The sequence below is a fragment of the Halorientalis salina genome (genome assembly GCF_005049285.1).
Classification (GTDB): Archaea; Halobacteriota; Halobacteria; order Halobacteriales; family Haloarculaceae; genus Halorientalis; species Halorientalis salina.
In genome coordinates, this window is sequence record NZ_SOSC01000001.1 from 408,197 (window position 1) to 431,921 (window position 23,725).

General features: G+C 64.2%; 22 protein-coding genes. 14 read left to right on the forward strand and 8 right to left on the reverse strand.

The window, feature by feature from the left end:
* The first annotated feature begins 151 nt into the window (after positions 1 to 151).
* A complete protein-coding gene (locus tag E2481_RS02205; protein ID WP_136715485.1) occupies positions 152 to 622 on the forward strand; it encodes a type IV pilin in 471 nt (156 codons plus the stop codon).
* Between the two features lie 12 nt (positions 623 to 634).
* Here the strand turns inward: E2481_RS02205 and E2481_RS02210 are convergent, their stop codons facing one another.
* Positions 635 to 2,422 (reverse strand): acyl-CoA dehydrogenase family protein, encoded by a 1,788-nt coding sequence (locus E2481_RS02210; RefSeq protein ID WP_136715486.1) that lies wholly within the window; start codon positions 2,420 to 2,422, stop codon positions 635 to 637.
* A 197-nt stretch (positions 2,423 to 2,619) separates the two neighbouring features.
* On the opposite strand from E2481_RS02210, the gene E2481_RS02215 reads away from it, so the two are divergent.
* The 4 genes from E2481_RS02215 (at position 2,620) to E2481_RS18880 (ending at position 5,843) form a co-directional block, all read left to right on the forward strand.
* On the forward strand, positions 2,620 to 3,426 hold the full coding sequence (locus E2481_RS02215; protein WP_136715487.1) for an enoyl-CoA hydratase/isomerase family protein: 807 nt from the start codon (positions 2,620 to 2,622) through the stop codon (positions 3,424 to 3,426).
* Positions 3,427 to 3,450: 24 nt separating this feature from the next.
* Complete coding sequence (locus tag E2481_RS02220) at positions 3,451 to 4,335, forward strand: BKACE family enzyme (RefSeq protein ID WP_136715488.1); 885 nt, start codon at positions 3,451 to 3,453, stop codon at positions 4,333 to 4,335.
* 63 nt (positions 4,336 to 4,398) lie between these two features.
* Positions 4,399 to 5,646 carry a glycosyltransferase family 87 protein gene (locus E2481_RS02225; RefSeq protein ID WP_136715489.1) on the forward strand — a complete coding sequence of 416 codons (1,248 nt, stop codon included), beginning with the start codon at positions 4,399 to 4,401 and terminating at the stop codon, positions 5,644 to 5,646.
* Between the two features lie 71 nt (positions 5,647 to 5,717).
* Positions 5,718 to 5,843 (forward strand): hypothetical protein, encoded by a 126-nt coding sequence (locus tag E2481_RS18880; RefSeq protein WP_256867879.1) that lies wholly within the window; start codon positions 5,718 to 5,720, stop codon positions 5,841 to 5,843.
* 67 nt (positions 5,844 to 5,910) lie between these two features.
* On the opposite strand, the gene E2481_RS02230 is transcribed toward E2481_RS18880, so the two are convergent.
* From E2481_RS02230 to E2481_RS02240, 3 genes are read right to left on the reverse strand one after another with little or no spacing between them, the layout of a single operon-like run.
* On the reverse strand, positions 5,911 to 8,247 hold the full coding sequence (locus tag E2481_RS02230) for a heavy metal translocating P-type ATPase (protein ID WP_136715490.1): 2,337 nt from the start codon (positions 8,245 to 8,247) through the stop codon (positions 5,911 to 5,913).
* Positions 8,248 to 9,072 carry a sulfite exporter TauE/SafE family protein gene (locus E2481_RS02235; protein WP_136715491.1) on the reverse strand — a complete coding sequence of 275 codons (825 nt, stop codon included), beginning with the start codon at positions 9,070 to 9,072 and terminating at the stop codon, positions 8,248 to 8,250.
* 35 nt (positions 9,073 to 9,107) lie between these two features.
* Positions 9,108 to 9,323 (reverse strand): cytochrome-ba3 oxidase subunit, encoded by a 216-nt coding sequence (locus E2481_RS02240; RefSeq protein ID WP_136715492.1) that lies wholly within the window; start codon positions 9,321 to 9,323, stop codon positions 9,108 to 9,110.
* 101 nt (positions 9,324 to 9,424) lie between these two features.
* Here E2481_RS02240 and E2481_RS02245 point away from each other — a divergent pair, with 101 nt between their 5' ends.
* Genes E2481_RS02245 through E2481_RS02260 form a run of 4 tightly spaced genes read left to right on the forward strand, consistent with a single transcriptional unit; the run spans position 9,425 to position 12,195 of the window.
* Positions 9,425 to 9,658 (forward strand): hypothetical protein, encoded by a 234-nt coding sequence (locus tag E2481_RS02245; protein ID WP_136715493.1) that lies wholly within the window; start codon positions 9,425 to 9,427, stop codon positions 9,656 to 9,658.
* Positions 9,659 to 9,662: 4 nt separating this feature from the next.
* Positions 9,663 to 10,229, forward strand: a complete 567-nt coding sequence (locus E2481_RS02250) for a cytochrome c oxidase subunit II (protein WP_136715494.1) — start codon at positions 9,663 to 9,665, stop codon at positions 10,227 to 10,229.
* Entirely contained in the window at positions 10,226 to 11,995 is a 1,770-nt protein-coding gene (locus E2481_RS02255; protein WP_136715495.1) for a b(o/a)3-type cytochrome-c oxidase subunit 1, read from the forward strand. The genes E2481_RS02250 and E2481_RS02255 overlap by 4 nt, the downstream gene beginning before the upstream one ends.
* A complete protein-coding gene (locus E2481_RS02260; RefSeq protein WP_136715496.1) occupies positions 11,992 to 12,195 on the forward strand; it encodes a CbaC protein in 204 nt (67 codons plus the stop codon). Before E2481_RS02255 ends, E2481_RS02260 begins: the two co-directional genes overlap by 4 nt.
* Before the next feature lie 287 nt (positions 12,196 to 12,482).
* Here E2481_RS02260 and E2481_RS02265 read toward each other — a convergent pair whose 3' ends face one another.
* Both E2481_RS02265 and E2481_RS02270 read right to left on the reverse strand, forming a co-directional pair.
* On the reverse strand, positions 12,483 to 12,719 hold the full coding sequence (locus E2481_RS02265; RefSeq protein ID WP_136715497.1) for a hypothetical protein: 237 nt from the start codon (positions 12,717 to 12,719) through the stop codon (positions 12,483 to 12,485).
* A gap of 71 nt (positions 12,720 to 12,790) precedes the next feature.
* Complete coding sequence (locus E2481_RS02270; RefSeq protein ID WP_136715498.1) at positions 12,791 to 14,491, reverse strand: acyl-CoA carboxylase subunit beta; 1,701 nt, start codon at positions 14,489 to 14,491, stop codon at positions 12,791 to 12,793.
* Between the two features lie 227 nt (positions 14,492 to 14,718).
* Here E2481_RS02270 and E2481_RS02275 point away from each other — a divergent pair, with 227 nt between their 5' ends.
* Together E2481_RS02275 and coxB are read left to right on the forward strand one after the other, a co-directional pair.
* Positions 14,719 to 15,138: a DUF6789 family protein gene (locus E2481_RS02275; RefSeq protein WP_136715499.1), complete on the forward strand. Its 420-nt coding sequence runs from the start codon at positions 14,719 to 14,721 to the stop codon at positions 15,136 to 15,138.
* 80 nt (positions 15,139 to 15,218) lie between these two features.
* On the forward strand, positions 15,219 to 17,858 hold the full coding sequence (gene coxB, locus E2481_RS19180; protein ID WP_136715500.1) for a cytochrome c oxidase subunit II: 2,640 nt from the start codon (positions 15,219 to 15,221) through the stop codon (positions 17,856 to 17,858).
* Between the two features lie 18 nt (positions 17,859 to 17,876).
* On the opposite strand, the gene E2481_RS02285 is transcribed toward coxB, so the two are convergent.
* Positions 17,877 to 18,725 carry a cytochrome c oxidase subunit 3 gene (locus tag E2481_RS02285; RefSeq protein WP_136715501.1) on the reverse strand — a complete coding sequence of 283 codons (849 nt, stop codon included), beginning with the start codon at positions 18,723 to 18,725 and terminating at the stop codon, positions 17,877 to 17,879.
* A gap of 186 nt (positions 18,726 to 18,911) precedes the next feature.
* On the opposite strand from E2481_RS02285, the gene E2481_RS02290 reads away from it, so the two are divergent.
* From E2481_RS02290 to E2481_RS02300, 3 genes are all read left to right on the forward strand, one after another.
* Positions 18,912 to 19,964, forward strand: a complete 1,053-nt coding sequence (locus E2481_RS02290) for an endonuclease NucS domain-containing protein (RefSeq protein WP_136715502.1) — start codon at positions 18,912 to 18,914, stop codon at positions 19,962 to 19,964.
* Positions 19,965 to 20,227: 263 nt separating this feature from the next.
* On the forward strand, positions 20,228 to 21,394 hold the full coding sequence (locus tag E2481_RS02295) for an acyl-CoA dehydrogenase family protein (RefSeq protein ID WP_136715503.1): 1,167 nt from the start codon (positions 20,228 to 20,230) through the stop codon (positions 21,392 to 21,394).
* Between the two features lie 270 nt (positions 21,395 to 21,664).
* Complete coding sequence (locus tag E2481_RS02300; RefSeq protein WP_136715504.1) at positions 21,665 to 21,916, forward strand: MTH865 family protein; 252 nt, start codon at positions 21,665 to 21,667, stop codon at positions 21,914 to 21,916.
* A gap of 53 nt (positions 21,917 to 21,969) precedes the next feature.
* Here the strand turns inward: E2481_RS02300 and E2481_RS02305 are convergent, their stop codons facing one another.
* A complete protein-coding gene (locus E2481_RS02305; RefSeq protein WP_136715505.1) occupies positions 21,970 to 23,616 on the reverse strand; it encodes a class I adenylate-forming enzyme family protein in 1,647 nt (548 codons plus the stop codon).
* Positions 23,617 to 23,725: the final 109 nt, after the last annotated feature.

Below are 23,725 nucleotides of genomic sequence, written 5' to 3' on the forward strand. Positions count from 1 at the left end.
GATAAGCTTTGTCAATTCAAATGCACGGCAGGGTCGATCGGCGCCCCGACTCGGGTGATGAGTCTCCCGCAAGGCTCACGGTGCTTCGAACGCCATCGGTAAGCACACCGACCGCAGACCACCGCGAAAACAAGTTGTTCGTGAAGAAACGATGTCCGGAGATAGAGGCCCTATCGACTCGCTCGTCGCCGACCGACGAGGTGTCACCATCAACAACACCGCAGCAGTTGCGACGCTGCTGGTGTTTACGGTCCTCATCGGTGGTGGACTCGGAGCCGCGGTACTGTTCGCCGAGGAAGATGACACCGGTCCCCCAGGTGGGAACTTCACGTACGAGTACTTCGACGACAACGATGCGCTTCTCGTCACGTTCGACGAGGGTGACGAGTTCGAGGCTGGTGAGGTCCTGCTGACAAACGGTGATTCCAACGCGACGTGGGCGACCGTTGCGGGGAGCAACAACACCACCGCCCTCAAACCGGGAGATAGCATCCAGCTCAGCCGCGGGAGCGCGTTCGGCGACACGATCGGGTCCTCGGACCGCGTCCGGATCTACTGGACCGGCGGCAACGAGACGATCAAACTCGACGAGTGGAACTCCAGCGATTCGAGCGGGTTCTAACGGTTCCGTGGCTCAATCGTCGGCCGGGGCTGAGTCGGCGAGTTCCGTCGGGTCGATCGGCCCGTACCGGACGATTTCGTCGAAGTACTCGTGGGGCAGTGATTCCCCGTTCGTGATTCCTCGCGCATCCGGTTGGCCGAAGCGGGTTTCGGCGAACCACTCCGCGACCAGCACGCGGCGGGCGTCGTCGTTCTCGTCGATCTCGGTCTGTGCGCGTTCGAGCAACAGGGCCGCGGTAACCACGTCGAAGATGTAATCTGCCAGTTCCTTGGCCTCGTGCTGGGCGTACTCCTGGCTCTCGCCGGCGAGTGCGACCATTGCCTCCTGTAGGTCGGCGAACTCGTCTTCGACGGTGTCGGCGAGGTCTGCCAGCCGGGGGTGATCCACCGACTCGATGCGTTCGCGAACGAACGGGAACAGTGCCTCGTGGGCGGCCTCCTTGTTCAGCACGCGCAGTACGTCCAGCGAGAGGATGTTCGAGGTCCCCTCCCAGATGGGAAGCACCTGTGCGTCCCTGAGGAGTTGTTCGGTAGTGTAGCCGTTGACGTAGCCGTTCCCGCCCTGAATTTCGCAGGCGTAGGAGGCCGTATCGACGGCCATCCGCGCGGTCTTGTACTTCGCGATGGGGACGAGCAACCGCATCAGCTTGAACGCCGTCTCGTCGTCGGGGTCGTCCATGTAGTCTGCGTAGTGGGACGCCGACTCGAAGGCGAAGGCCAGGGCCGCGGCGTAGTCGACCTGCATGTCGACGAGGTCGCGACGCATCAGCGGGTACTCGTCGATGGTCGACCCGAAGGCTTCGCGGTTTGCCGCCTGCACCTTCGATTCGAGCAGCGCACGACCCATGCACCCGACGGAGCCGGTGGCGTTGGTCAGCCGCTCGAAGTTCATCATCTCGGCCATCAGCTTGAACCCCGCCTCGGGTTCCCCGACGAGATAACCTTCCGCAACCTGGAGTTCGACCTCGCCCGTGGGCACCGCGATGGTCCCGAGTTTGTCCTTCAGTCGTCGGTAGAGCTGGTCGTTTAGCTCGCCGTTTCGCTTCGTATGGGGCACCAGGAACAGCGACAGCCCCTCGGTCCCCTCGGGAGCCTCGGGCCGGCGAGCCAGCGCGAGCGTCCCCTCGGCGTCGATGTTCGAACAGAACCACTTCTCGCCGTGGAGTTCGTAGACCCCGTCCTCGTCAGTCGGTTCTGCGGTCGTCTCGTTGGCTCCTACGTCGCTGCCGCCCTGTTTCTCGGTGAGGAACATCGCCCCCTCGATGTGGTCCTCGTAGTCGCGACTGGTGAGGCGCTGGAAATAGTCGTCCAGCAGATCGGCGTTCGGGTGGTCGTCGTCGACGTACTTCTCCAAGACGATGGCCGCCCCGGTGGTCATCGAGATGGGGCAGACGAACCCGCCGTCGACGAAGGAGAGGATCGTTTGCTGGGTGAGAACGTGCTGGAACCCCAGCGGTTCGTCCCGTCCCGGCGGCGCGTGGAAGATGTCGTGTGTCACCCCTCGTTCGTAGACGAGTTCGTCGTTCTCGTGCTGGAGCGGGTGGTACTCGACGTGGTTCTGCACCTCGCCTTCCTTGTCGTAGGTCCGCAGCTCGTGTCCCTCGCGGTCGATGATCTCGGAGTTGTCCGCGATCGTATTACCCGTGACCGCACCGAGTTCCGAGAGTTCCCCTTCTGCCCACTCGAACTCCGCGTCCGGATAGGCGCGTTCGGCTTCGGAACGGAGCGTGTCGTCCAGTTCCCAGTAGTTGCAGTGTCTCCCCGCTTCGAGGGAGGCGTAGTCTATGGGTCGGCCTGACATAGCACGAAATATGACACCATCACACATAAACATACGTCAAACCTGTTGTTAGTTCACCCGTTGCGAAGCCGGGTACGCCGAAAAGAACGGGGCCATTCGGTGAGAGTTCCCCGGTCGGTCGGCACACGACAACACCCAGTCCGTTTACCCCTGTCCGAAATACTCATCCGGAGGGGTGTCGCATGTGATATAACCACATGGTTGATGCGAGTGATCTGGGCAACGACGACCTGGACGTACGGGTCAGCGAGGACGGCCTCGTCGTGCGTGCCACTATCGAGCGGCCCGAGGAACGCAACTCCCTGAACGACGACGTGATCCTCGGCCTGGCCGACGCGCTAACCTTCGCCGACGAGGGCGACCCCCGGGTGTTCGTCATCCGCGGGGCCGAGGAGACGTTCTGTTCGGGCGGCGACCTCAAGTCGATGGCCGGCGTCTTCGGCGAGGACTCGACGGCCTACCGCGAGCAGTTCTCCGCGCTCGCGGGCCTGATCGAGGCGATGACCGAGGCCAGCGTCCTCACCGTCGCGGCCGTCGAAGGGTACTGCCTGGCCGGTGGCCTGGGACTGGCCGCGGCCTGCGAGTTCGTCGTCGCCCACGAGGACGCGACGTTCGGGACGCCCGAGGTCGACATCGGCCTGTTCCCGGCCCAGGCGATGGCTCCCATCATGCGGGCCGTCGACGAGAAAGCCGGCCTGAAACTCCTGTTCACCGGCGAGCACATCGACGCGACCGAGGCCGACGAGATGGGGCTGGTGACGGAACTCGCATCCGCCGAGGAGTTCGAGGCGACCCTCGACGGACTGATCGACCAACTCGCGAACAACAGTCCGGTCCTCATCTCGATGGGGAAGGAGGCGTACTACACCCAGCGGGACATGGCCTTCGGCGAGGCGCTCTCCTATCTGAAGGAGATGATCACGCTCATCGCGATGAGCGACGACACCGAAGAGGGCATCAATTCGTTCCTCGTGGACGAGGAACCAGACTGGAAGCAGCGGTAGCCGACGACGGAGGAGACACCACACATGACATACGCAAACCAGGAATCCATCAAGGGGAACGACCCGGACAAAGCGATCATCTCGGCGGCACTCACGGGCGCGCTGACGACACGCGACCAGTGCAAAGCGATTCCGTACACGCCCGAGGAGATAGCCGAGGACGCCGCGGCCGCGCGGGAGGCGGGCGCGGCCGTCGCGCACATCCACGCCCGGACGGAGAACGGCTCACCGACCTTCTCGACGGAGACCTACCAGGAGATCTACGACGAGGTGCGCGACCGCACGGACATCCTGATCAACTTCTCGACGGGGGCGCTCCACGAACCGGTCGAGACACGGGCGGAGTACGTCCGGGAGGTCGAACCCGACATCGCGGCGCTGAACATGGGCTCGATGAACTACGCGAAGTACTCCGAGGACCGCGAGGACTTCGTCTTCGATATGGTGTTCGAGAACCCGTTCGACGAGATTCGGGAACTCCTGACGACGATGCAGGAAAACGGCGTCAAACCGGAACTGGAGTGTTTCGACACGGGCCACATCGGCAACACCCGACCGATCCTCCAGAAGGGTGAACTGGAGACGCCGCTGCATTTCTCGCTCATCATGGGCGTCCTCGGCGGGATTCCGGCGACCGTCGAGAACCTCGCCCACCAGGTGCGACAGGTCCCCGACGACGCCAACTGGCAGGTCATCGGCATCAGCGAGGACCAGTGGCCCCTGGTCGGGGCCGCCCTGGCGATGGGCGGGAACGTCCGCGTCGGCCTCGAAGACAACTTCTACGTCGAGGAGGGCCGGATGGCCGCGGACAACGCCGAACTCGTCGAGAAGGCCGCCCGGATGACCCGCGACATCGGTCGGGAGCCTGCGACGCCCGACGAGGCACGCGAGATCATGGGCATCGAGTAGCAGCGGCCGACGCTCGGATGGGAAGTCGGTAGGCTGAAACGAGGGGTCGACCAACCGGCGGGCATGCTCCGGCCACTCGGGCGTTCGGACCGGCTCGGCGCTCGCCTCGTGCTGGGCAGTGGCCTCCTCTTCGGGCTGGTCTACGCCGCCTACATCCTCCTGACCAGTCCCCACGAACTGGGCATCGACTTCGAGGTGTACTACGTGGCCGCCAGGGCGAGCCTCGCCGGCGAGAACTTCCTCGCGGTCGCACCTGCTCGCAGCCCCGATTTCACCTACCTCTACCCGCCGCTCACGATACCGTTCTTCTACCCCTTCGCCCTGCTTGGCTCCTGGCAGGTCGGGTTCGCGATCCACACGCTGCTGACTATTGGTTTCGGTGTCGCGACCGCCGTGTTGCTCGTCCGCTACGTCGAGTCCCGCGGCGTCGACCTACCCTGGACCGACCGGGTGCTGATCGCCGGGTTCGTGGTCGCGTCGAGCCACTCGATCCCTTCGCTCGTGTTCGGGCAGGTGAACCACCACCTGGCGTTCGCCATGACGCTCGGCTTCCTCGCGCTCGAACGGGGCCGTGACGGGCTGTCCGGCGCTGCCTTCGCGGCGGCGGCGTTCGTCAAGGTGTTCCCGGCGGCCGTCGGCGTCTGGTTGCTCCGCCAGCGCGCCTGGCGCGCGGTCGGGACTGCGATCGGGACCGGACTGGGACTCATGGCGCTTTCCGTCCTGGCGTACGGCCCTGACCTGAACGTCTTCTACGTCACCGAGGCGTTGCTCCCGCGGCTGGAACACGAGCAGTTCCTCGGCGGGCTCGACCCGTCCGCGACGTACCTCACGCTCCGCCGGCCGCTGTCGGTGCTGTTCCCGCAGGGACCGTCACTGCTGTGGGTCGCCGGGGCGCTCTGCCTGCTCGCCCCGCCGGTCGCGTACCTCTACCGCGACACTGACGCGGCGATAGACCGACTCGTCGCCATCCAGGGGACGCTCGTGGCAATCCTCCTGTTTTTCCCGTCCTTTCCCATCTACGCCGTGATCCTCTACTTTCCACTGATCCCGCTGCTCTACCTGCTCGAATCAGGGCGGGCACGCTCGCTGTTCGTCGGCGGGGCGCTGCTCGCGAATCTCTCGATACGACTGGACGACCTCCGGGCGGTCCTCGAACTGTTGCCAGTCGGTTCGGGAGTGACTGACGGCGTTCTCGCTGTCGCCGCTCCGGTGTTCACGGTCGGCACGCCGCCGCTCTACGGTTTCCTGTTGGTGCTGGCGGCGTGTGTCCTGGTCCGGCGACGACGCGACGCGGCCACGCGCGGTGGGTGACGACTGATCCGGTGGCACTCCCGTCTCTCGAACAGAACACATAGGAAGGCTGTCCGCCAAGACACGGACTGATGGCCGGACACGATGAGTCCCACGGCGATGCCGAGCACAGGAGCCTTCATCTGTACCTCGTCGTGGGCATGATCCTCCTGTTCGTGCTGTTTATACTGGGCGGACAACTGCTGGCAGTACTGTAGTCCGACCGAAAAGCGGTTAGAGCGGCGACGTGTCGACCGTGGAATGGAGCAATCGACGGTCGCGGAGCTACCGGAGCGAGCGAGCCGAGTTCGTGACGACGAGCAGGCTCGAGGTCGTCATCGCGAGCGCGGCGAACAGTGGGTTGAGCAAGCCGGTCAGAGCCAGCGGGATGGCGACGGCGTTGTAGAGGAACGCCCACCCGAGGTTCTGCCGGATGCGACCGTGCGTGCCCTCCGAGATCTCGAACAGTGTGAGCACGCCCTGCAGGTCGTCTTCGAGGAGGATCGCGTCCGCGGCGTCGGTCGCAAGGTCGGTGCCGCTGCCGAGCGCGATCCCGAGGTCCGCCGCCGCCAGCGCGGGGGCGTCGTTGCTCCCGTCGCCCACCATCGCCACGGTCCCGCGGCCACGCAAGCGCTCGACGGTCTCTGCCTTCGCTTCCGGCGGGACTCCCGCAAAGACGTCGTCAATCCCCCGGTGGTTCCGGAACGGCTCTACGGCCTGACCCTTGTCGCCGGTCAGCACGACTACTTCTCGCGTGGCCGATAGCGACTCGACGACCGACTTCCACTCCGGCCGCGGCGACTCGCCCAGTACCAGGATCGCCCGCGCCTGCCCGTCCCAGCCGACCGCGACCGGCCGGTTGCCGTCCTGTCGTGCCTGCTCGGCCCGCCGTTCGAGCGACTCTGGGACCGACAGCCCTTCGGCGTCGAGGAGTTCCGTGGTCCCGACGACCACGCGCTCGCCGTCGACGGTCCCACTGACGCCGGTCGCGTGGTTCTCGAACTCGGTGGCGGTCGGCGGATCGTCGGCCGCGTCGACGACGGCTTCGGCGACCGGGTGACTCGACAGCGACTCGACCGCTGCGGCCCGGCGGAGCGCTTCATCAGGAGTCTCGCCAGCGACGTCGACGACCTGTAACTCGCCGGTCGTGAGCGTCCCCGTCTTGTCGAAGACGACCACGTCGACCTCGGGGACTTCCTCGAAGACCGCTTCGGTGGCGACGACGATGCCGGCCGCCGAAGCCTCGCGCACGCCCGCGGCGATGGCGAGCGGCGTCGCGAGCCCCAGCGCGCAGGGACAGGAGACGATGAGCACAGTAAGGGCGATCAGGAGCGCGGCGACGCCGGCTCCCCCGGTCGCGAGCGTCCAGGCGGCGGCTAGCACCGCGAGGACGACGACGGTCGGGACGAACACCGTCGCGAGCCTGTCGGCCAGCCGCTGGATGCCGGGACGGGCGCTCTGGATGGACCAGAGCAGTTCCACGAGCCGGTCGAGCGTGCTCGTGGCGTCTGCGCTCACCTCGACCACGAGCGGCGCGTCGGTGACGACCGAGCCCCCGACGACCTCGTCGCCCGCGGTCTTGCGTTCGGGCATCGGTTCGCCGGTCAGCAGCGACTCGTCGACCGCCGCCGAGCCGTCGACGACGGCCCCATCGGTGGGAACCCGCTCGCCGGGCTTGACGAGCACGCGGTCCCCGCCAGTCAGGTCGGCCACGTCGGCGGGTTCGGTGTCGCCGTCCCGATACCGGCGGGCCTCCTCGACCCGCGATTCGGTCAACTCCGAGAGCAGGCCGGCCGCGCGTCGTTTCACCCGCCGCTCGTAGTAGTTGCCGAGCGTCACCACGAGGACGATGGCGACGCTCACGTCGAAGTAGAGATGGGTCCGGCCCAGCAGTATCGCGACGGTGCTGTAGGCGTAGGAACTGACCGCCGCAAGCGCGACCAGCAGGTCCATGTTCGGATGGCCCGCCCGGAGGCTGACGACGGCCCCGCGGAGGATCGGCCACCCGGTGTAGACCAGGACGACCGTGCTGAACAGCCAGACGTTCCCGAACAGGTAGAGGCCGGCGATGCCGCCGAGGTCGATGAACGGCGGATCGTACCCGAAGTAGGTCGGGTAGAGGAAGACGACGTACCACAGCATCACCATCATGCCGAAGAAGCCGCCGATGACGAGCGACCAGACGGACTCGTCGGCCTCCGTGTCGTCGCCCGCACTGCGTTCGTGAGCCTGGTACCCGTAGCCCGAGACGGTCTCACCGAGTTCGCGTTCGTCCACCGCCTCGGGGTCGTACGCCAGTCGCATCGTGTCGGTCGCGTAGCTGGCGGTCGCGTCGTAGACGCCCTCGCGGTCGACCGCCCGCGATTCGAGGAACGCCTCGCAGGTCGCACAGTGCATCCCGTCGACGGCGAGATACGCCTCGTCGGCGTCCTCGGGAACGTCGGCCGTGGCCTCGCCGTCGAGACGCGATTCGACGGTCTGCTCGTCCGGGGCGTCGGCATCCGCCCCGTCGAGTGCCTTCGAGACTTCCAGACAGCCGCGACAGCAGAAGTCGCCGTCTACGGACTCGCCAGTGACCGGCGGGTCGGGCGTCGGCCGATCACAGAGGGTACACTCGGTCATCTATCCCACCAGCGGCTGATAGAACGGGACCGGGACGTGCGGGACGTGAATGCCCAAGAGCATCAGTCCGTGCGAGAGCGGGATGTACCCGAGCACGAGGAACGCCGCCCCGAGCAGTCGGTGGAGGCTCCGGCGATGCGCGTCCCCGATCGACCCCAACAGGGTCCCGTAGGCGAACAGCGTCGGAAAGGTCCCGAGTCCGAGGATACCGAGGCTGAGGGCGGCCCGGATCGGATCACCAAGCGCGAACGCGTACACGTACGCGGGATACAAGATCGGACAGGGGAGCAGTCCGTGGATCGCGCCGAGTCCGACGATGCGTGGCGACCCGACCAGCGAGTCGACGCGTGCCGTCAGGACACCGGATATCCGCTGAAACGCGGTCCCGACGAACTCGGGGGTGAAGCGGTCGAGCGTCCCCGTCCCGCCAAGGAGGTACTGGAGGCCGGCGGCGATGATGACGATCCCGACGGTGAGGCCGGCGACGATCCGAACCGCGCGTTCGACTGGGGGAATGCCGCCGACCGAGGCGAACAGGGCACCGCCCAGTACCGCGGCGAGTGCGCCGATAGCCGCGTAGCTCAGCGTCCGACCGAGGTTGAACAGCGCGTGTTGCCGGACGGCGAACGGCGTGAGGGTGTCGCCCCGTCGCCGCTCGGTCCCTGCGTCGATGCGGTCGGCGTACAGCGTCACCAGCGGGCCACACATCCCGAGGCAGTGCGCCCCGGCAAGCAGGCCGATGACCGCAAAGGCCAGCAGGTCGGCGTTCGCCCCGACCAGCTCGACGCCGGCCAGCTGGAGCGTGAGTCCTGGACGCACGGGCATCACCGACCAATCAGTCGGGCGGTCACCACTGACGCTCAGACCTCCGATCCGTGCGCGTCGTGTTCGGCGTGGTCGCCGTGGGGCGAGAACAGCAGGAACAGGCTCGTCCCGATGAGGACGACGTTGACCGAGGTGACGGCAGCTGCCAGATACTCGGGTTTGAGCAGTCCGAACGTCAGTACAGGAACGAGCGCCAGGAGCGCGATCGCGACGGCGATCCGGGCCGGAACCCGGGTGAGCAGGCTAGGCATATCCGAAAGAGACAGGCCGGTCAAATAAAACGATACGTCCCATTCCCAGAAGGTGAAAACAGTCCCTCAAAAGTTATATGAACATCTTCGTAAGAGCGCATATGGTAGAGGCAGAAGCTGGTTCAGAAACACCCGCGGACGTACAGGCGCCGGACGCGTACGCTGACGGGACGCTTGTCCGCGATCCCGAGGTCGAAAATCCGCTCGGGCAGGAGGATTTCGACCCGAAGGGAACGCTAGCACTGTTACTCGTCTATTTCATCATCCTCACGTTGATGTGGACGTTCATGTACTACGTCGAGTTCCTCGGAAACGGGCCGACGGTCATCGGGTGATCCTATGCACGTACACAACTACGAAAAACTCTGGCTGCTCGCGTCATTGGCGTTGATCGTCGGATTCATCTCGACCATCGTCTACGGTGCCGTCGGCGCTGGCGTCGTGATGGTCAACGACGAGGGCGGCCAGGTCAACGCGAGCGGGCTGAGCGAGCATCCGGAGTTCAACGACCCCGGAGTCCGGAAGGTCGGTCCGAACGAATACGAGGCATACGTCGTTGCCCAGCAGTTCGCGTTCAGTCCGGATCCCATCGAAGTGCCCGCCAACAGTACGGTAACGTTCTACGTGACGTCACGAGACGTGGTTCACGGGTTCGAGGTCGCAGGGACCAACGCGAACGCGATGGTCGTCCCGGGCGAGGTTTCGAAGATGACCGTCGAGTTCAACGAGACTGACGAGTACGGTGTCGTCTGCAACGAGTATTGCGGCCAGGCGCACCACGATATGGCGGGCGAAGTCATCGTCAAGGAGCCGGGGAACTTCACGCTGGACGACGCGGGCGAGTCGACGACAGCGCAGGCAACGAACGGCACAGACGAGACCGCGAACGGGACGGGTGAATCATGAGTACGCCAACTGAATCCATATTGAACATCGGACGGACAGACGATGAGACCGCGTTACCAGCCGAATCGTTCATCGTGAAGTACCCGACAGTGGCCCGCGTCGTGCGGGTCTGTTTCGCCTACGCCTTCGTCGCACTGGCCGTCGGTGGCCTCTTCGGCGTGATCCAGGCGCTTCACCGGACGAACGTCATCCGGGTCATCGACTCGGCCGATTACTACACGCTGTTGACGGCCCACGGTGTCTTCCTCGCCATCGTGTTCACCATCTTCTTCCTCGCGGGCGTGTTCGCGTGGGCGAACACGCGGAGCCTCGAACGGCCCCCGCTCAATCCACGGTTCACGTGGCTCTGGGTCGGCACGATGTCGGCCGGGACGCTGCTTTCCGGCGGGAGCATTCTCGCAGGGCTGGTGGCCGAGATCGACGTCAGCGCGGACGTGCTCTTTACGTTCTACGCGCCGCTCCAGGCCCATCCCCTCTTTTACATCGGGCTGGCGCTGTTCGTGGTCGGCACGTGGCTCGCCGGCATCGACTGGTTCCGCCAGTACCTCGACTGGCGGGCCGACAACCCCGACGAGCGCATCCCGCTCCAGTCGTTCATGGTGTTGACGACGATGCTGATGTGGTACCTCTCGACGCTGGGGGTCGCCATCGAGGTGGTCGTCTTCCTCATCCCGTGGTCGCTCGGACTGATGCCGGCCCCGACGCCGCTGTTGACCCGGACGCTGTTCTGGTTCTTCGGCCACCCGGTCGTCTACTTCTGGCTGATGCCGGCGTACCTGATGTGGTACACCGTCCTGCCGAAACTCTCGGGCGGCCGGCTGTTCAGCGACCCGCTCGCTCGCGTCGTGTTCGTCCTCTTCCTCCTGCTTTCGACGCCGGTCGGGATCCACCACCAGTACCTGGACCCCGGGATCGCGGAGGGGTTCAAGTTCATCGCGATGACGAACACGATGTTCCTGCTGCTCCCGTCGCTGCTGACAGCGTTCACCGTCGTCGCGAGCGTCGAACACGGCGCACGTCAGAACGGCGGCGAGGGATACTTCGGCTGGTTGACAGCGCTTCCGTGGCGTGATCCGGCATTCACCGGAATGATGCTCGCCGGCCTGATGTTCGCCGCCGGCGGGTTCTCCGGGATGGTCAACGCAGGGATGAACATCAACTACCTGGTCCACAACACCATCTGGGTGCCGGGCCACTTCCACCTCACCGTCGGGACGGCCGTCGCGCTGACGTTCATGGCAGCGGCTTACTGGCTCGTCCCGCGAGTCACCGGTCGGGCCCTCTACAGCCGACCGATCGGCCTGTTCCAGGTCGTGCTCTGGTTCATCGGCATGACGTTCATGTCCGCCGCGATGCACCGGGGCGGCCTCGCAGGCATCCCGCGCCGAACGGCCGAACCGGAGTACTCGAAGTTCACGTTCGAGGCCGTCGTCGGTACCATCAGTAGCCTGCGGCTCCAGATCGCCTTCGGCGGCGTGTTGCTGTTCGTCTCGCTCGTGATCTTCCTCGCGAACATCGCACTCACCGCCGCGAACAACGAGCCTGCCACGGGCCTCAAGACTGACCTGCCGCCGGCGCTGTCCGGCCCCGAGCAGTCACCGCAGGTGCTCGACGAACTGAAGCTGTGGGCGATCATCGCCATCGTCCTGGTGATCCTGGCCTACAGCCTGCCGCTGTGGAGTATCATAAACGGTGCCGGCTTCTATCAGGACGGCATCACCGCCTCACCGCAGGTGGTCCAGCCGGTTCTGGAGGTGCTGATATGAGCCGTCTGTCGCCAGCTGCTCTGTTGCTGATCGGGGCCGCGCTCGTCCCGATTGCCATCGAGTTCCCGGTCATCCTGACGTTCGTGGGCATCCGGAACTTCTCGTTCGGGCTCTCGTTTGCCCTGTTCGGCCTCGTGTTCCTCGCCATCCTCGTGTGGTCCGAAGTCGCTGATGTGATCGGCTCCTCGGCGGGGTCCTGAGGCCCGCGACACACCACCGTTTTCGCAGTTCGTTTCTGTACTGACCGACGGTTTCGGAGCCACGGGCAACTCGAACGGGCCGCTATCTTGTTTCAGCTCCGGGCACCGTTCTCGTATTCACGGGCGTCAAACCGACATCCTCCGATACGTTCGGTCGTCCGAAAACTGGCGATCATCGAGTGTCCGAGACTCGGTGGTTCGCGAACGACGTGTTCAAAAGGAGGGTGCTCGTGAGACTATCGGCACTGGCCTGTTCGACGTCCGTCCCGAAAATCGACGTCCTGTTCTCAGGTGCGACGGCGATACTCGCGCTCGAAGAGACCGCGAACGCCCGAACTGGCGTACAGAATGGTGACGGCGAGACCGACGAACACCGCGCCACCGAACACGACGCCGTACGAGCCACTGAGCCCGGCCGGGCCGACGGTCGCGTACGCGGCCAGTCCCAGCAACGCGAGTGCCACCACCGCGACGACTGCTCCGAGTACCACCACGATCTGTTCCGCTTTCGTCCGATAGGTCATGTTCACCCTGTGGTTGTAGGTCCCCCATCAAAACTGAGGGCGGGTATTCCCACGACGTGAAAACGCGCGGCTCAGAACAGTATCGTCCCGTGATGGCGGTCGCGCCGGGTGCGGCGCTTGTTCTCGAAGGCGGTCATGCGAGCGACGAGTTGCTGTCGGAGGTCGCCGGCGGGCAGGAGTTCGTCGACCTGCATGTTCGAGGCCTGCTTCCGGATGTCGATGTACTTCTGGAACTCCTCCTTGGCGCTGTCGATGAACGCCTCGCGCGTCTCGCCCTCCATGTCCTCCAGTTGGCCGCCGAACAGGGCGTGGACGGCGGCGTCCGGACCCATCACACTGATTTCCGCGCTCGGGAGCGCGAGCGTCGCGTCCGGGCCGAAAGAGGGCCCACACATCGCGTAGATGCCCGCGCCGTAGGCTTTGCGGGTGATGACGCAGAACTTCGGGACCTGCGCGTTCGAGGTGGCGTAGATGAACTTCCGACCGCGCTGGAGGATGCCCTCCTTCTCGACTTTCGAGCCGACCATGAAGCCCGGCGTGTCACAGAGGTAGACCAGCGGGATCTCGTAGGCGTCGCAGATCCAGACGAACTCTGCGGCTTTCTCCGCGGAGTCGGGGAAGATCGCCCCGGAAACGTGGTCGGGCTGGTTGGCGACGACTCCCACTGGTTTGCCGTTCAGGCGGGCGAAGCCGGTGACGATCTCGCGGGCGAAGTCGGGTTTGATCTCGAAGAAGGACTCCCGGTCGAAGACTCGATCGATGACCTCGTGGACGTCGTACGCCTCGTTGGGTTCGTCCGGGATGACCTGATCGAGGCCCTTCGGGTTCTTGACCGGCGGTTTCGGCTCGCGCGTCGGGTTCGACGCGTCGTATTTCTGGGGGAGAAAGGAGAGCAGATGTTTGACGGCTTCGACGGCCGACTCCTCGTCGGGGACCACCAGGTCGGCGCTCCCGCTGTGTCTGGCGTGGACATCGGGACCGCCCAGCCCCTCCATGTCGATGGCCTCGCCGGTCATCGCCTCGACGATGCGGGGCGAAGCGATGGCCATGCCCGAGATGTCGTCGACCATGATGAGGAAGTCACAGAAGACCGGCGTGTACGCCGAGCCGGCGATGTCCGGGCCGTAGAGGACGCCGATCTGGGGCACCTGGCCTGAGTGGATGCACTGGTTGTAGAACATCTTCCCGCCGCGGTAGCGGTCCATGTGCGTGTCGCCCTCGTCGCGCTCCTCGGCGTTCAGACGCGCCCCCGTCGAGTCGATGAGCCTGACGATGGGTGCGCCCGCTTCGACGGCGCGCTCGGCCAGCCGGATCTCCTTTTCGACGCCCATCTGGCCCAGCGAGCCGGCCTTGACGGTGTAGTCGTTGGCCGTGAAAAACACCTGGCGGTCGTCGATGTTGCCGACGCCCGTGAGCAGGCCGTCGCCGGGGAGCTCGTCGTCGTCGGCGTACCGGGCGAAGGTTCCGTCCTCGTAGGCGATGTCGTCGAACAGCATCTCCAGGCGGTCCCTGACGAACAGTTTCCCGAGGTCCTCGATCTTCTCGTGGCCCCGCTCGGGACCGCCTTCGAGGATCGACTGGACGTCCTCCCGAATGCGCTCCTCTCGGTCCGTGACGACCGCGCCGCCTTCCGCCCAGTCGCCGTCGTCGGCGGAGACCCGTTCGCCGCCGTCGTCGACGATGTCGACCGGTTGGCCGAGGTGTTCGGCGACGGCCGTCGCGATGACGCGAGCGGTCTCCTCGTCGGCCTCGTCGTTCACGCGGATTTCCACGCGCGGTCACCTCCGAACGGGTCGACAACTGCAACCGCGAAACTCGACAACAGTTTAAAATTGCCTCGAATATCCATGGTAGACACATTCACCCGTGGGTGATAAAACAACTGGGGTGCGGGGTATCGAGGGGTCGGGTGGAAGCGGATCGTCCGGCCGGTCGCGAGTGTCAGCGAGGTCGCAGTCGGGGCAGTGTTTTTTCCCGCTCATCGTGGAAGGAAGGACAAATGAACCGGCCAGCCAGTGCGATTCTCGGGGGAGCGGTCGGAACGACGGTGATGTCGGTCATGCTCGCGATCATGGAGGTAGAGGCCAGGGGCGTGATGGGGTTGTTCGACGCCATCGCGCGGTTCGCGCGCGTCCCGGGGAACCAGTTCCTCGGGTTCGTCGTCTACGCCGTCGTCGGCGTGGTCGTCTGGCCGCTCCTCTTTCTCGGTCTCGAACGGTACGTCGGTCCCGAACGGGACTCGGCAGTCACGGGAATGGGGATGGGGCTGCTCCTCTGGTTCGGGTTCGCGGTCATCGGCCGGGGAGAGGTCGGCGGTGTCCTCCTCATGGTCTATCTCGTGTTCACTTTGCTCGCACATCTGGCCTACGGGTTCACACTCGGGGCCGTGTACGACCGGCTCTCGGAAGAGCCGACGTGACGGGAAAGCCCGACTTACCCGTTCCGTTCCAGTATACCGGCCTCATACCAAAGTACTGAGCGTCCCGGGAGACACCAACGATGACCGCTGGGTTGCTCGTCGGGGTGGCAGCGGTGGGTGGCGTCGGCGTCGTTTTCACGGCCGATCGTACCGACGAATCCGGCCCGACGAGCAGCGCCGCGAGCGAGGATTCGGCCCCGGACAGGGAGAAACCGAGCGGCCTCGTCCGGTGGTTCACGACGGTCGACCACAAGGACATCGGGCTGCTGTATCTGGCGTTCGGCACGTTCGCCGGTCTGTGGGGCGGCATGGACGCGATGATGATGCGGGCCGAACTCTGGACGACCGAGCCGTCGGTCTGGGGGCTCGACACCTACAACGCCCTGTTTACCACCCACGGGATCATGATGCTGTTTTTCTTCGCGGCCCCGGTGTTCGCGGGCATCGCCAACTACGTCCTCCCCTTGCTCATCGGGGCCGACGACATGGCGTACCCGCGGATCAACGCCATCGCGTTCTGGTTGCTCCCGCCCGCGCTCTTTCTGGTCCGGGCCGGCCTCATCACCGAGGTCGCGGGGAAGACGTTCCTGTTTACGGTCGGGCAACTCCCCCTGGGCGGGACGCCGTTCGTCGGCGTGCTGGATTTCGTCCAGAAACTACTCGCGTTAGAGCCGCCAACGACAGGCTGGACGCTGTACGCGCCGCTGTCGATTCAGCAACCGAACGAGCAGATCGACCTGCTCTTGCTGGGGCTGCATCTCAGTGGCATCTCGACCACGATGGGAGCGATCAACTTCATCGCGACCATCTTCACGGAGCGCGCCGAGGGAGTGTCCTGGGCCAACCTGGACCTGTTCTCCTGGAACATGCTAACCCAGTCGGGTATCATCCTGTTCGCGTTCCCGGTGCTCGGGAGCACGCTCATCATGTTGCTGCTTGACCGCAACTTCGGGACGACCTTCTTCGTCGCCGACGGCGGCGGCCCGATCCTCTACCAGCACCTCTTCTGGTTTTTCGGCCACCCCGAGGTGTACATCCTCGCGCTGCCGGCCCTGGGGCTGGTGAGTCTCATCCTCCCGAAGTTCGCGGGACGGCGACTCTTCGGCTACCGGTTCGTCGTCTACTCGACGCTGGCCATCGGCGTCCTCTCCTTCGGCGTCTGGGCCCACCACATGTTCGCGACCGGGATCGACCCCCGCATCCGCATGAGTTTCATGGTCGTCTCCATCGCCATCGCCGTCCCCTCGGCGATCAAGACGTTCAACTGGCTGACGACGATGTGGAACGGCCGGATTCGACTCCGGGCACCCATGGTCTTCTGTATCACCGGCATCGCACTGTTCGTCGTCGGCGGCGTCACGGGCGTGTTCCTCGCCTCCGTCCCCTACGACATCGTCGTCCACGGCACCTACTACGTCGTCGCGCACTTCCATTTCATCATCGTGGGGATCATCCCGTTCGGGATGTTCGCGGCCAGTTACTACTGGTTCCCGCTGATCACGGGCCGGATGTACAGCCGGCCCCTGGCGCTGATACACGCCGTCCTGACGACCGTCGGCGTCTTCGTGACCTTTCTCCCGCTGTTCGTCGTCGGAGCCGAAGGGCTCCCGCGCCGGTCCGCGCTCTACCCCGAGCGGTTCCTCCCCCTCCAACAGGCGGCCACGGTCGGGGCCGTGCTGATCGGGCTCAGCGCCGTAGTCTGGCTGTTCAACATGTTGCAGTCCTACCGTGTCGGCACGCCGGTCGAGGACGGCGACCCCTGGGACCTGGGCGCGACCGGCCAGTACACCAGGGAGTGGACAGACCTCCGAGACCGACTGGACGGCGATAAGGGACGGGGCGGAGACGCAGGCGATGGATCCGACGAGGGCGAAGTCTCACCCGGTACGAGCGACACACCGGGACACGAGGAGCGACCGTCAGAGCCGACGGTTCCGACGGCGGTCAGCGAGCGCGGCGGGATGAAACTCGTCGGCGTCGTCTTCCTCGGCATCGTCGCCCTGGCGGCCGTCGGACAGGTCGGCCTGCCGCTCTCGCGGTTCGACTCGACGACCGAGACGCTGATCCGGACGCTCAACCGACAGCTACTGCTCGTCGCCGTCCCGCTCATCGTCTTCGTCGAGGCGGTCCTGGTGTACATCGTCTGGCGGTTCCGGAGGAAGGAAACCCCCGTTCCGACCCCGGAGAACCGGAACCTCGAAATCGCGTGGACGATCGCGACGGCGTTCGTGCTCGTGTTCGTCGGCGTGATCTCCTATCAGGTGTTGGCCCACCCAGACGTGGCCTCGACGCCGGACACCGCCGAACCGGTGGGCGAGAACGTCACCGAGATCGAGGTCGTCTCCCATCAGTGGTACTACAGTGCCGGGTACGCCGACGCGAACGTCTCCGACGAACGGGCCGACGTGATCTACGTTCCGACCGACAGACCGGTCCGGTTCAGCGTGACCACGACGGACGTGATCCACTCCTTCTACGTCCCGGACCTGGGTGTGAAACAGGACGCCATCCCCGGCCAGGAGAACCTGGTTCGGACGACCGTCACCGAACCGGGGAACTACACGCTCTACTGCGGCGAGTACTGCGGCGAGGGGCACGCGCGGATGAAAACGACAGTGCGCGCGCTACCGCCGGAGGAGTACCGCCAGCGCGTCGACCGGCTTCGCGGTCGGGCCGAGCGGAACCAGTCCGGCCTGCGGGTCGGACTCCCCGAGTCGTAACCGGCGAGGTCGAGTTCGTCAGTCGACCGCCGCGCCGACGTACAGGGAGACGACCAGGAACACCCACACCACGTCGACGAAGTGCCAGTACATTGCAGCGACCGTCACGGAGGCGTCCCGCTCCGGAGAATACTGACCGGCAACGGATCGGAGCAGGACGATGCCGATGATCACCAGCCCGAGCGCGACGTGCATCCCGTGGAGCCCGGTCAGCCCGTAGAACGCGCTGAAGTAGATACCGCTCCCCAGCGTGAAGCCCTCCCTGACGACGAACTCGTAGTACTCGACGAGTTGGCCACCCAGGAACACCGTTCCAAGCAACTGGGTTACCGCGAGCCAGCGGACGTACCGCTTGCGGTCACCGCCGCGCAGACGGAGGTGTGCGAGGTGCATCGTGACGCTGCTCGTCACCAGGATGACGGTGTTGAAGAGGACGAGCGAGGTGAGCAGGTGCGGGAGTTCGCCCGGCGGCCACGTCCCGTATCGTACCCAGAAGTAGTAGGCGAACCCAGCGCCGAACGTCCCCAGATCGGTCGCGAGGAAGAGCACCATTCCCCAGCGATACTTTGCGTCGTCGCCGGTCGCACGCGACCAGTAGTGATGGACGAAGGCGTGGTAGGTCCAGCCGTAGAGGCCGATCAGAAAGAGCCCGGTCCCGAGGACGAACACGAACGGGCCGAAGATAGGTGCAAAAAGCGGTTCCTGGCCGAACGCGAGGACGAACAGCCCGGCCCCGGCGTACATCCCGACTGCGCCGACGGTGGTGACGATGGGCCACCAACTGGCCTCGCCGAATCCCTTGGGCCAGTCCTCGACGGCCGGGAGGTGATGGCTGGACTCGTCGGTCTCGGACTCTGGCGAACCCATGTGCCACCGTTGGCCGGCCAGTCGCTAAACGCCACTGTCCCACTGTCCGTTGTCAGGACGGGACGCTGTCACGAGTTTGGAGGTCTGTCGAAGAGAAACCGATCCGGATCTGTGCGACGGTATGAAGTGAAATCGACCCTCAGATCGCAGCAACTCATTTGCCGACACGGGATAACAACACGGGTGATGATTTTCTCAGTTGATCAGGATACCGAGACGCTCGATCGCCTTCCCGAACAGCAACTCGCACAGTTGAACGTTCTCGAGCGGGCCGATCTGGAGGAGTGGGTGATCAGAGAACCGCGGATACTCGGCGAGGACCTTCTGGTCATCTCATCGGAATACTCGAATTTCGCTGATTTACGTGACCGGCTCGATGTTCTGGCGATCGACACCGAAGGGAAACTAGTTGTCGTTGAATTGAAACGCGACAGGGCGGACCGAACGACGGATTTACAGGCCATCAAGTACGCAAGTTACTGCGCGACGCTCACAGCGGAAGACGTACAAAAGGACTATCGAGCGTTCTGGAACGGACGTGAGGGAACTGATCGATCCCCCGAGGACGTAGGTCGGGAATTCGTCGATTTCCTGCAGCAGACTGTGATCGAAGACGCTCCGTATCTGGACGATGGGTGGGCGAATTTCGAACTCGATGATACCCCGCGTATCTTACTCGCTGCAGGGAGTTTCGGGCCGGAAATAACGTCTCCGGTCATGTGGCTCATCGAGGAATTCGACATGGACATAACCTGTACCCGAATCGAGGCGTATTCTCACCGAGACCGACTCATTTTGAACAGTCAGCAGGTGATTCCGATCCCGGAAGCCGAAGAGTACCTCACTAAACGACGTGAAAAACAGGAGAAACAAAAGCAAACGTCGGTTACTTTTACGCTACCTGCACTTCTAGAACGACAGGTTCTGGCGGAAGGCGATGTTGTTGTGTTCGATGAAAGTGAGGTCCCGGACGGAACCGACCGCGAATGGGATCCGAACGACGACTTCTGGCGCGCCCGGGTTACCGGTATGACCGGTCAGCAGAACAACGTCGAATGGTTGCACGACGGCAATATGTACTCCTTTACGGGCTTGACAAAGGAAATTCTACGCCAACTGGTAGATCGCGATACGGATAAACCACTCAATGGGTTCGCGTATTGGACCCACCCCGAATTCGGGTGGGAAACACTCCTCCAACTTCGCGAAAAAGAGGTACGGGAAAACCGAGGAACGTGAGAGATAACTGAACGTCGAACGGTGAGGCCTCGGTACCGTTACGAGAACTGCCCGAAACTGGGTAGGCATTGAACGTTCTATCGGCAAGCTGACCCCATTTCACGTATTTCACTCGATCCGGTGGTTCTGGAGAACTCCCTTTCAGCCCGACGAATATCGGTTTTCCTTCGTATCTGTTAGTTAATCTACGTAGTCTAATACACACCCGACACGTTGTCCGGAGTGTAACGGACGTTTATGGTAGTCGGGTCTGTGTAGATGGTATGGAATACGAGGAGACACAGGAACACTCGCTGATCCGGGAATCGTGCCGGAACATCGCGTCGGACTACGACGTGCACTACTGGCGAGAGCACGTCGAGGAAAAGAAGTTCCCCCAGGAGTACTGGGACGACCTCGCACGCGACGGCTGGCTCGGCGTGACGATTCCCGAAGAGTACGGCGGCGCGGACATGGGCATGCTGGAGATGTCCATCATCATCGAGGAACTCTCCCGGGGCGGCGGCCAGGGTGGCATCGTGTTCGTCCTGACCCCCGTCTTCGGCGGCATCGGTATCCAGCGCCACGGTAACGAGGAACAGAAGGAGAAGTACCTCCCGGCCATCGCCAACGGGGAGATGCGCTTTTGCATGGGGCTGACCGAGGCCCACGCCGGCGTCAACACCCTCCAGATCGAGACCACGGGCGAACGCGACGGCGACGAGTTCGTCCTCTCGGGCCAGAAAATGTTCATCAGCGGCGTCGAGAACGCCGACACCATGCTGCTGGTGGCCCGGACCTCCGAGTTCGACCCGGACAACCCGACCAGCGGCGTCACGCTGTTCCTCGTCGACGACCCCGCAGGCCGGGACGGCATCGACCTCTCGAAAGTCGACGTGGCGGCGCCGTGGTTCGAGAAACAGTACCAGGTCGACATCGACGGGCTACGCGTCCACGAGGACCAGATCCTGGGCCACGAGGACGGCGGCCTGCTCATGCTGTGGGACACCCTGAACACCGAACGGATCGCCGGCGCGGCCTCGTCGGTCGGCGGCGGCCTGCGGGCCATCGACCTGGCCGTCGACTACGCCAACGACCGCGAGGTCTTTGGCGGACCGATCGGCGCACACCAGGGCATTCAGCACCCGCTAGCCGAGTCGTATGCGAAACTGCTGTCCTCGCGCGAAATGATGTACAAGGCGGCCTGGCAGTGGGACAACGGTGAAGACGAGGGCATGGCGGCCAACGCGGCCAACCTGCTGACGAGCCAGTTCGCGACCGAAGCCGCGAGTCGAGCCATTCAGGCCCACGGCGGGAACGGGTTCACCCACGAGTACGAGGTCTACGACATCTGGCAGAACGCCCGCGTGACCGAAACGGTCCCGGTCCCCAACGAGATGGTGAAAAACTACATCGCCGAACACGAACTCGGGCTGCCGAAATCGTACTGATCACCGAGTCGTTGGGCCCGACCCGACGCCCCGACCTCTTGTTTCCATCCTAGATTGAAAAAACAATTTACAGTTACCATCGTTCACACAATTGAAATTCTGTTTTCCAACGTTGGAATCAGAGTGTTGGCCGTGAGAGCGGTCGAACTCGGAAATATCGAACGATTCGCGGCCTGTGAGTACGGTGGGCGAGAATAAACTACAAACAATGTGTTCAGTTGGCAAACTCGAATGTTTTTTAATACCAGTGGACAATGGATGTCATGTACTATGGCAGACAAGGATGACCTCCGAGAGCAGATGATCGAAGCGTTCGAAGGTGCAGACTACCCGATTTCCTCGCCGATGGACCTCGTTCCGGCACTCCCGAACGGCCCGTCCACGAAGTTCGAGTCCGGCGACTTCTCCATGACGGCCATGGAGCTCAACACGAAGCTCAGCGGCGGGGAGTTCCCCTACGACTCCGCAGCGGATTTCGTCGACGACATCCTCGAGGAGCTCGAGGACCAGGGCGAGTTCTGAGGTCTGCACACCAATCGGTTCGCCTTCCAGTTCTCTTGACCGCTACCGGGTAGCTACAGCTCCTCGTCCGTCGACTGGATCGGGTCGTCGAGGCGCTCGTCGACCTCTTCTTCGAGTTTGTAGCGCTGGACTTTCTTGGTGGCGCTGCGCGGCAGTTCGTCGACAAAGAAGACGCGGCGGGGGTGGGCGTAACTCGCGACGTGATCGAGCGAGAACTCCCGGAGGTCCCGCTCGGTCAGATCGCTGTCCCCTTCCAACACGACGAAGGCGACCGGGGCTTCGCCCTTGACCTCGTGTGGTGCGCCGACGACGGCGGCTTCGGCCACGTCCGGGTGTTCGTAGAGGGCGTCCTCGACCTCCGCGGGGTAGATGTTCTCCCCGCCGGCGATGATCATGTCGTCAGCGCGGTCGACCATCCAGAAGTAGCCGTCCTCGTCGACGCGGGCGATGTCCTCCGTGTAGAAGAAGCCCTCGTCGTCGAACACCGACTCGGTCTTCTGGGGGAGTTTGAAGTAGCCCTCGAAGACGTTGGGGCCGCGGATCGCGATCTCGCCGGTGACGGCGTCCTCGTCCTCGAAGTCGATGTCGTCGTCGACGCTCGGGTGGAGCTGGTCGGTCGAGATCCTGGTCTCCCGCGTGTCGGGATCGACGAGTTTGATGTCCATGTCGCCCAGCACCGGCCCGATACAGCCGGCTTCCTTCCGGACGCCACGCAGGGGTTCGAGCGTCCCCGCGGGGCTCGTCTCTGTCATCCCCCAGCCTTCGCCCATCGGCACGTCCCACGCGTCCTCGATGGTTCGGCGAACCTCGTCGGCCAGCGGCGCGGCGGCACAGGTGACTTCGTCCAGCGACGAGAGGTCGTACTCGTCTGGACTTTCGCGGTACTCGCGCCACATCATCGTGTACATCGCGGGGACGCCGGCGAACTGCGTGATGTCGTGCGCTTCGATGGCGTCCAACATCGGGACTGCCTCGGGCTGTGGCTGGAGAACCATCGTCCCGCCGTTGTAGATGTACGAACCCATGATGGCGTTCAGCGCGTAGATGTGGAACAGCGGGAGGACGAGCAGCATGTTGTCCTCCGGGTCGATAGCCAGCCCGCCGTTGTCGTAGGCCTCGATGGTCGACAGCAGGTTCTCGTGGGTCAACAGGACGCCCTTCGGATTGCCGGTCGTCCCCGAGGTGTAGGGCTGGCAGGCCACGTCGTCGTAGGCCCGTTCGACGCGCTCGAACTCACCGCTCGCGTCGTCGATCGCGTGGGAGTAGTTGACGATCCCGTCGCCGCTGACGCCCCCCAGCAGGAGCGTCCCGACCTCGGCGGCCGCCGCGAGGTTCTGGGCTTCGTCCGCGAGCAGCGGCGACGCGATGACGTGGTCGGCCTCGGCGTTCTGAACCACGTAGACGAGTGTCTCCGGGTCCATCCGCAGGTTCAGCGGAACCGGGACGGCACCGGCACGCATTGCACCGAAGTAGGATTCGGGGAACTGCGACGTGTTCGGGACGAACAGGCCGACGCGATCACCGGGTTCGACGCCCTCATCGACGAGCACGTTCGCGACTTTGTTCGCCCGCGTGTCGACCTCGCCGTAGGTCCGCGTCTGACCGAAGGACACGAACGCTGGCTGGTCTTCGTACCGGTGGGCGGCCATCGCGAGGAGGTCGCCCATGTGTCGGAGGGGTTCGCCTTGATATACTTCCATGTTAGCAACTAACAGGCACACCGGGCAGGGTATTAAGTCTGGCTCCGAGATTGACATCTTTCAGCCCCGTTCTTTCCCGAGTGCGGGACCTTCCGAGCCGGTGACCGTT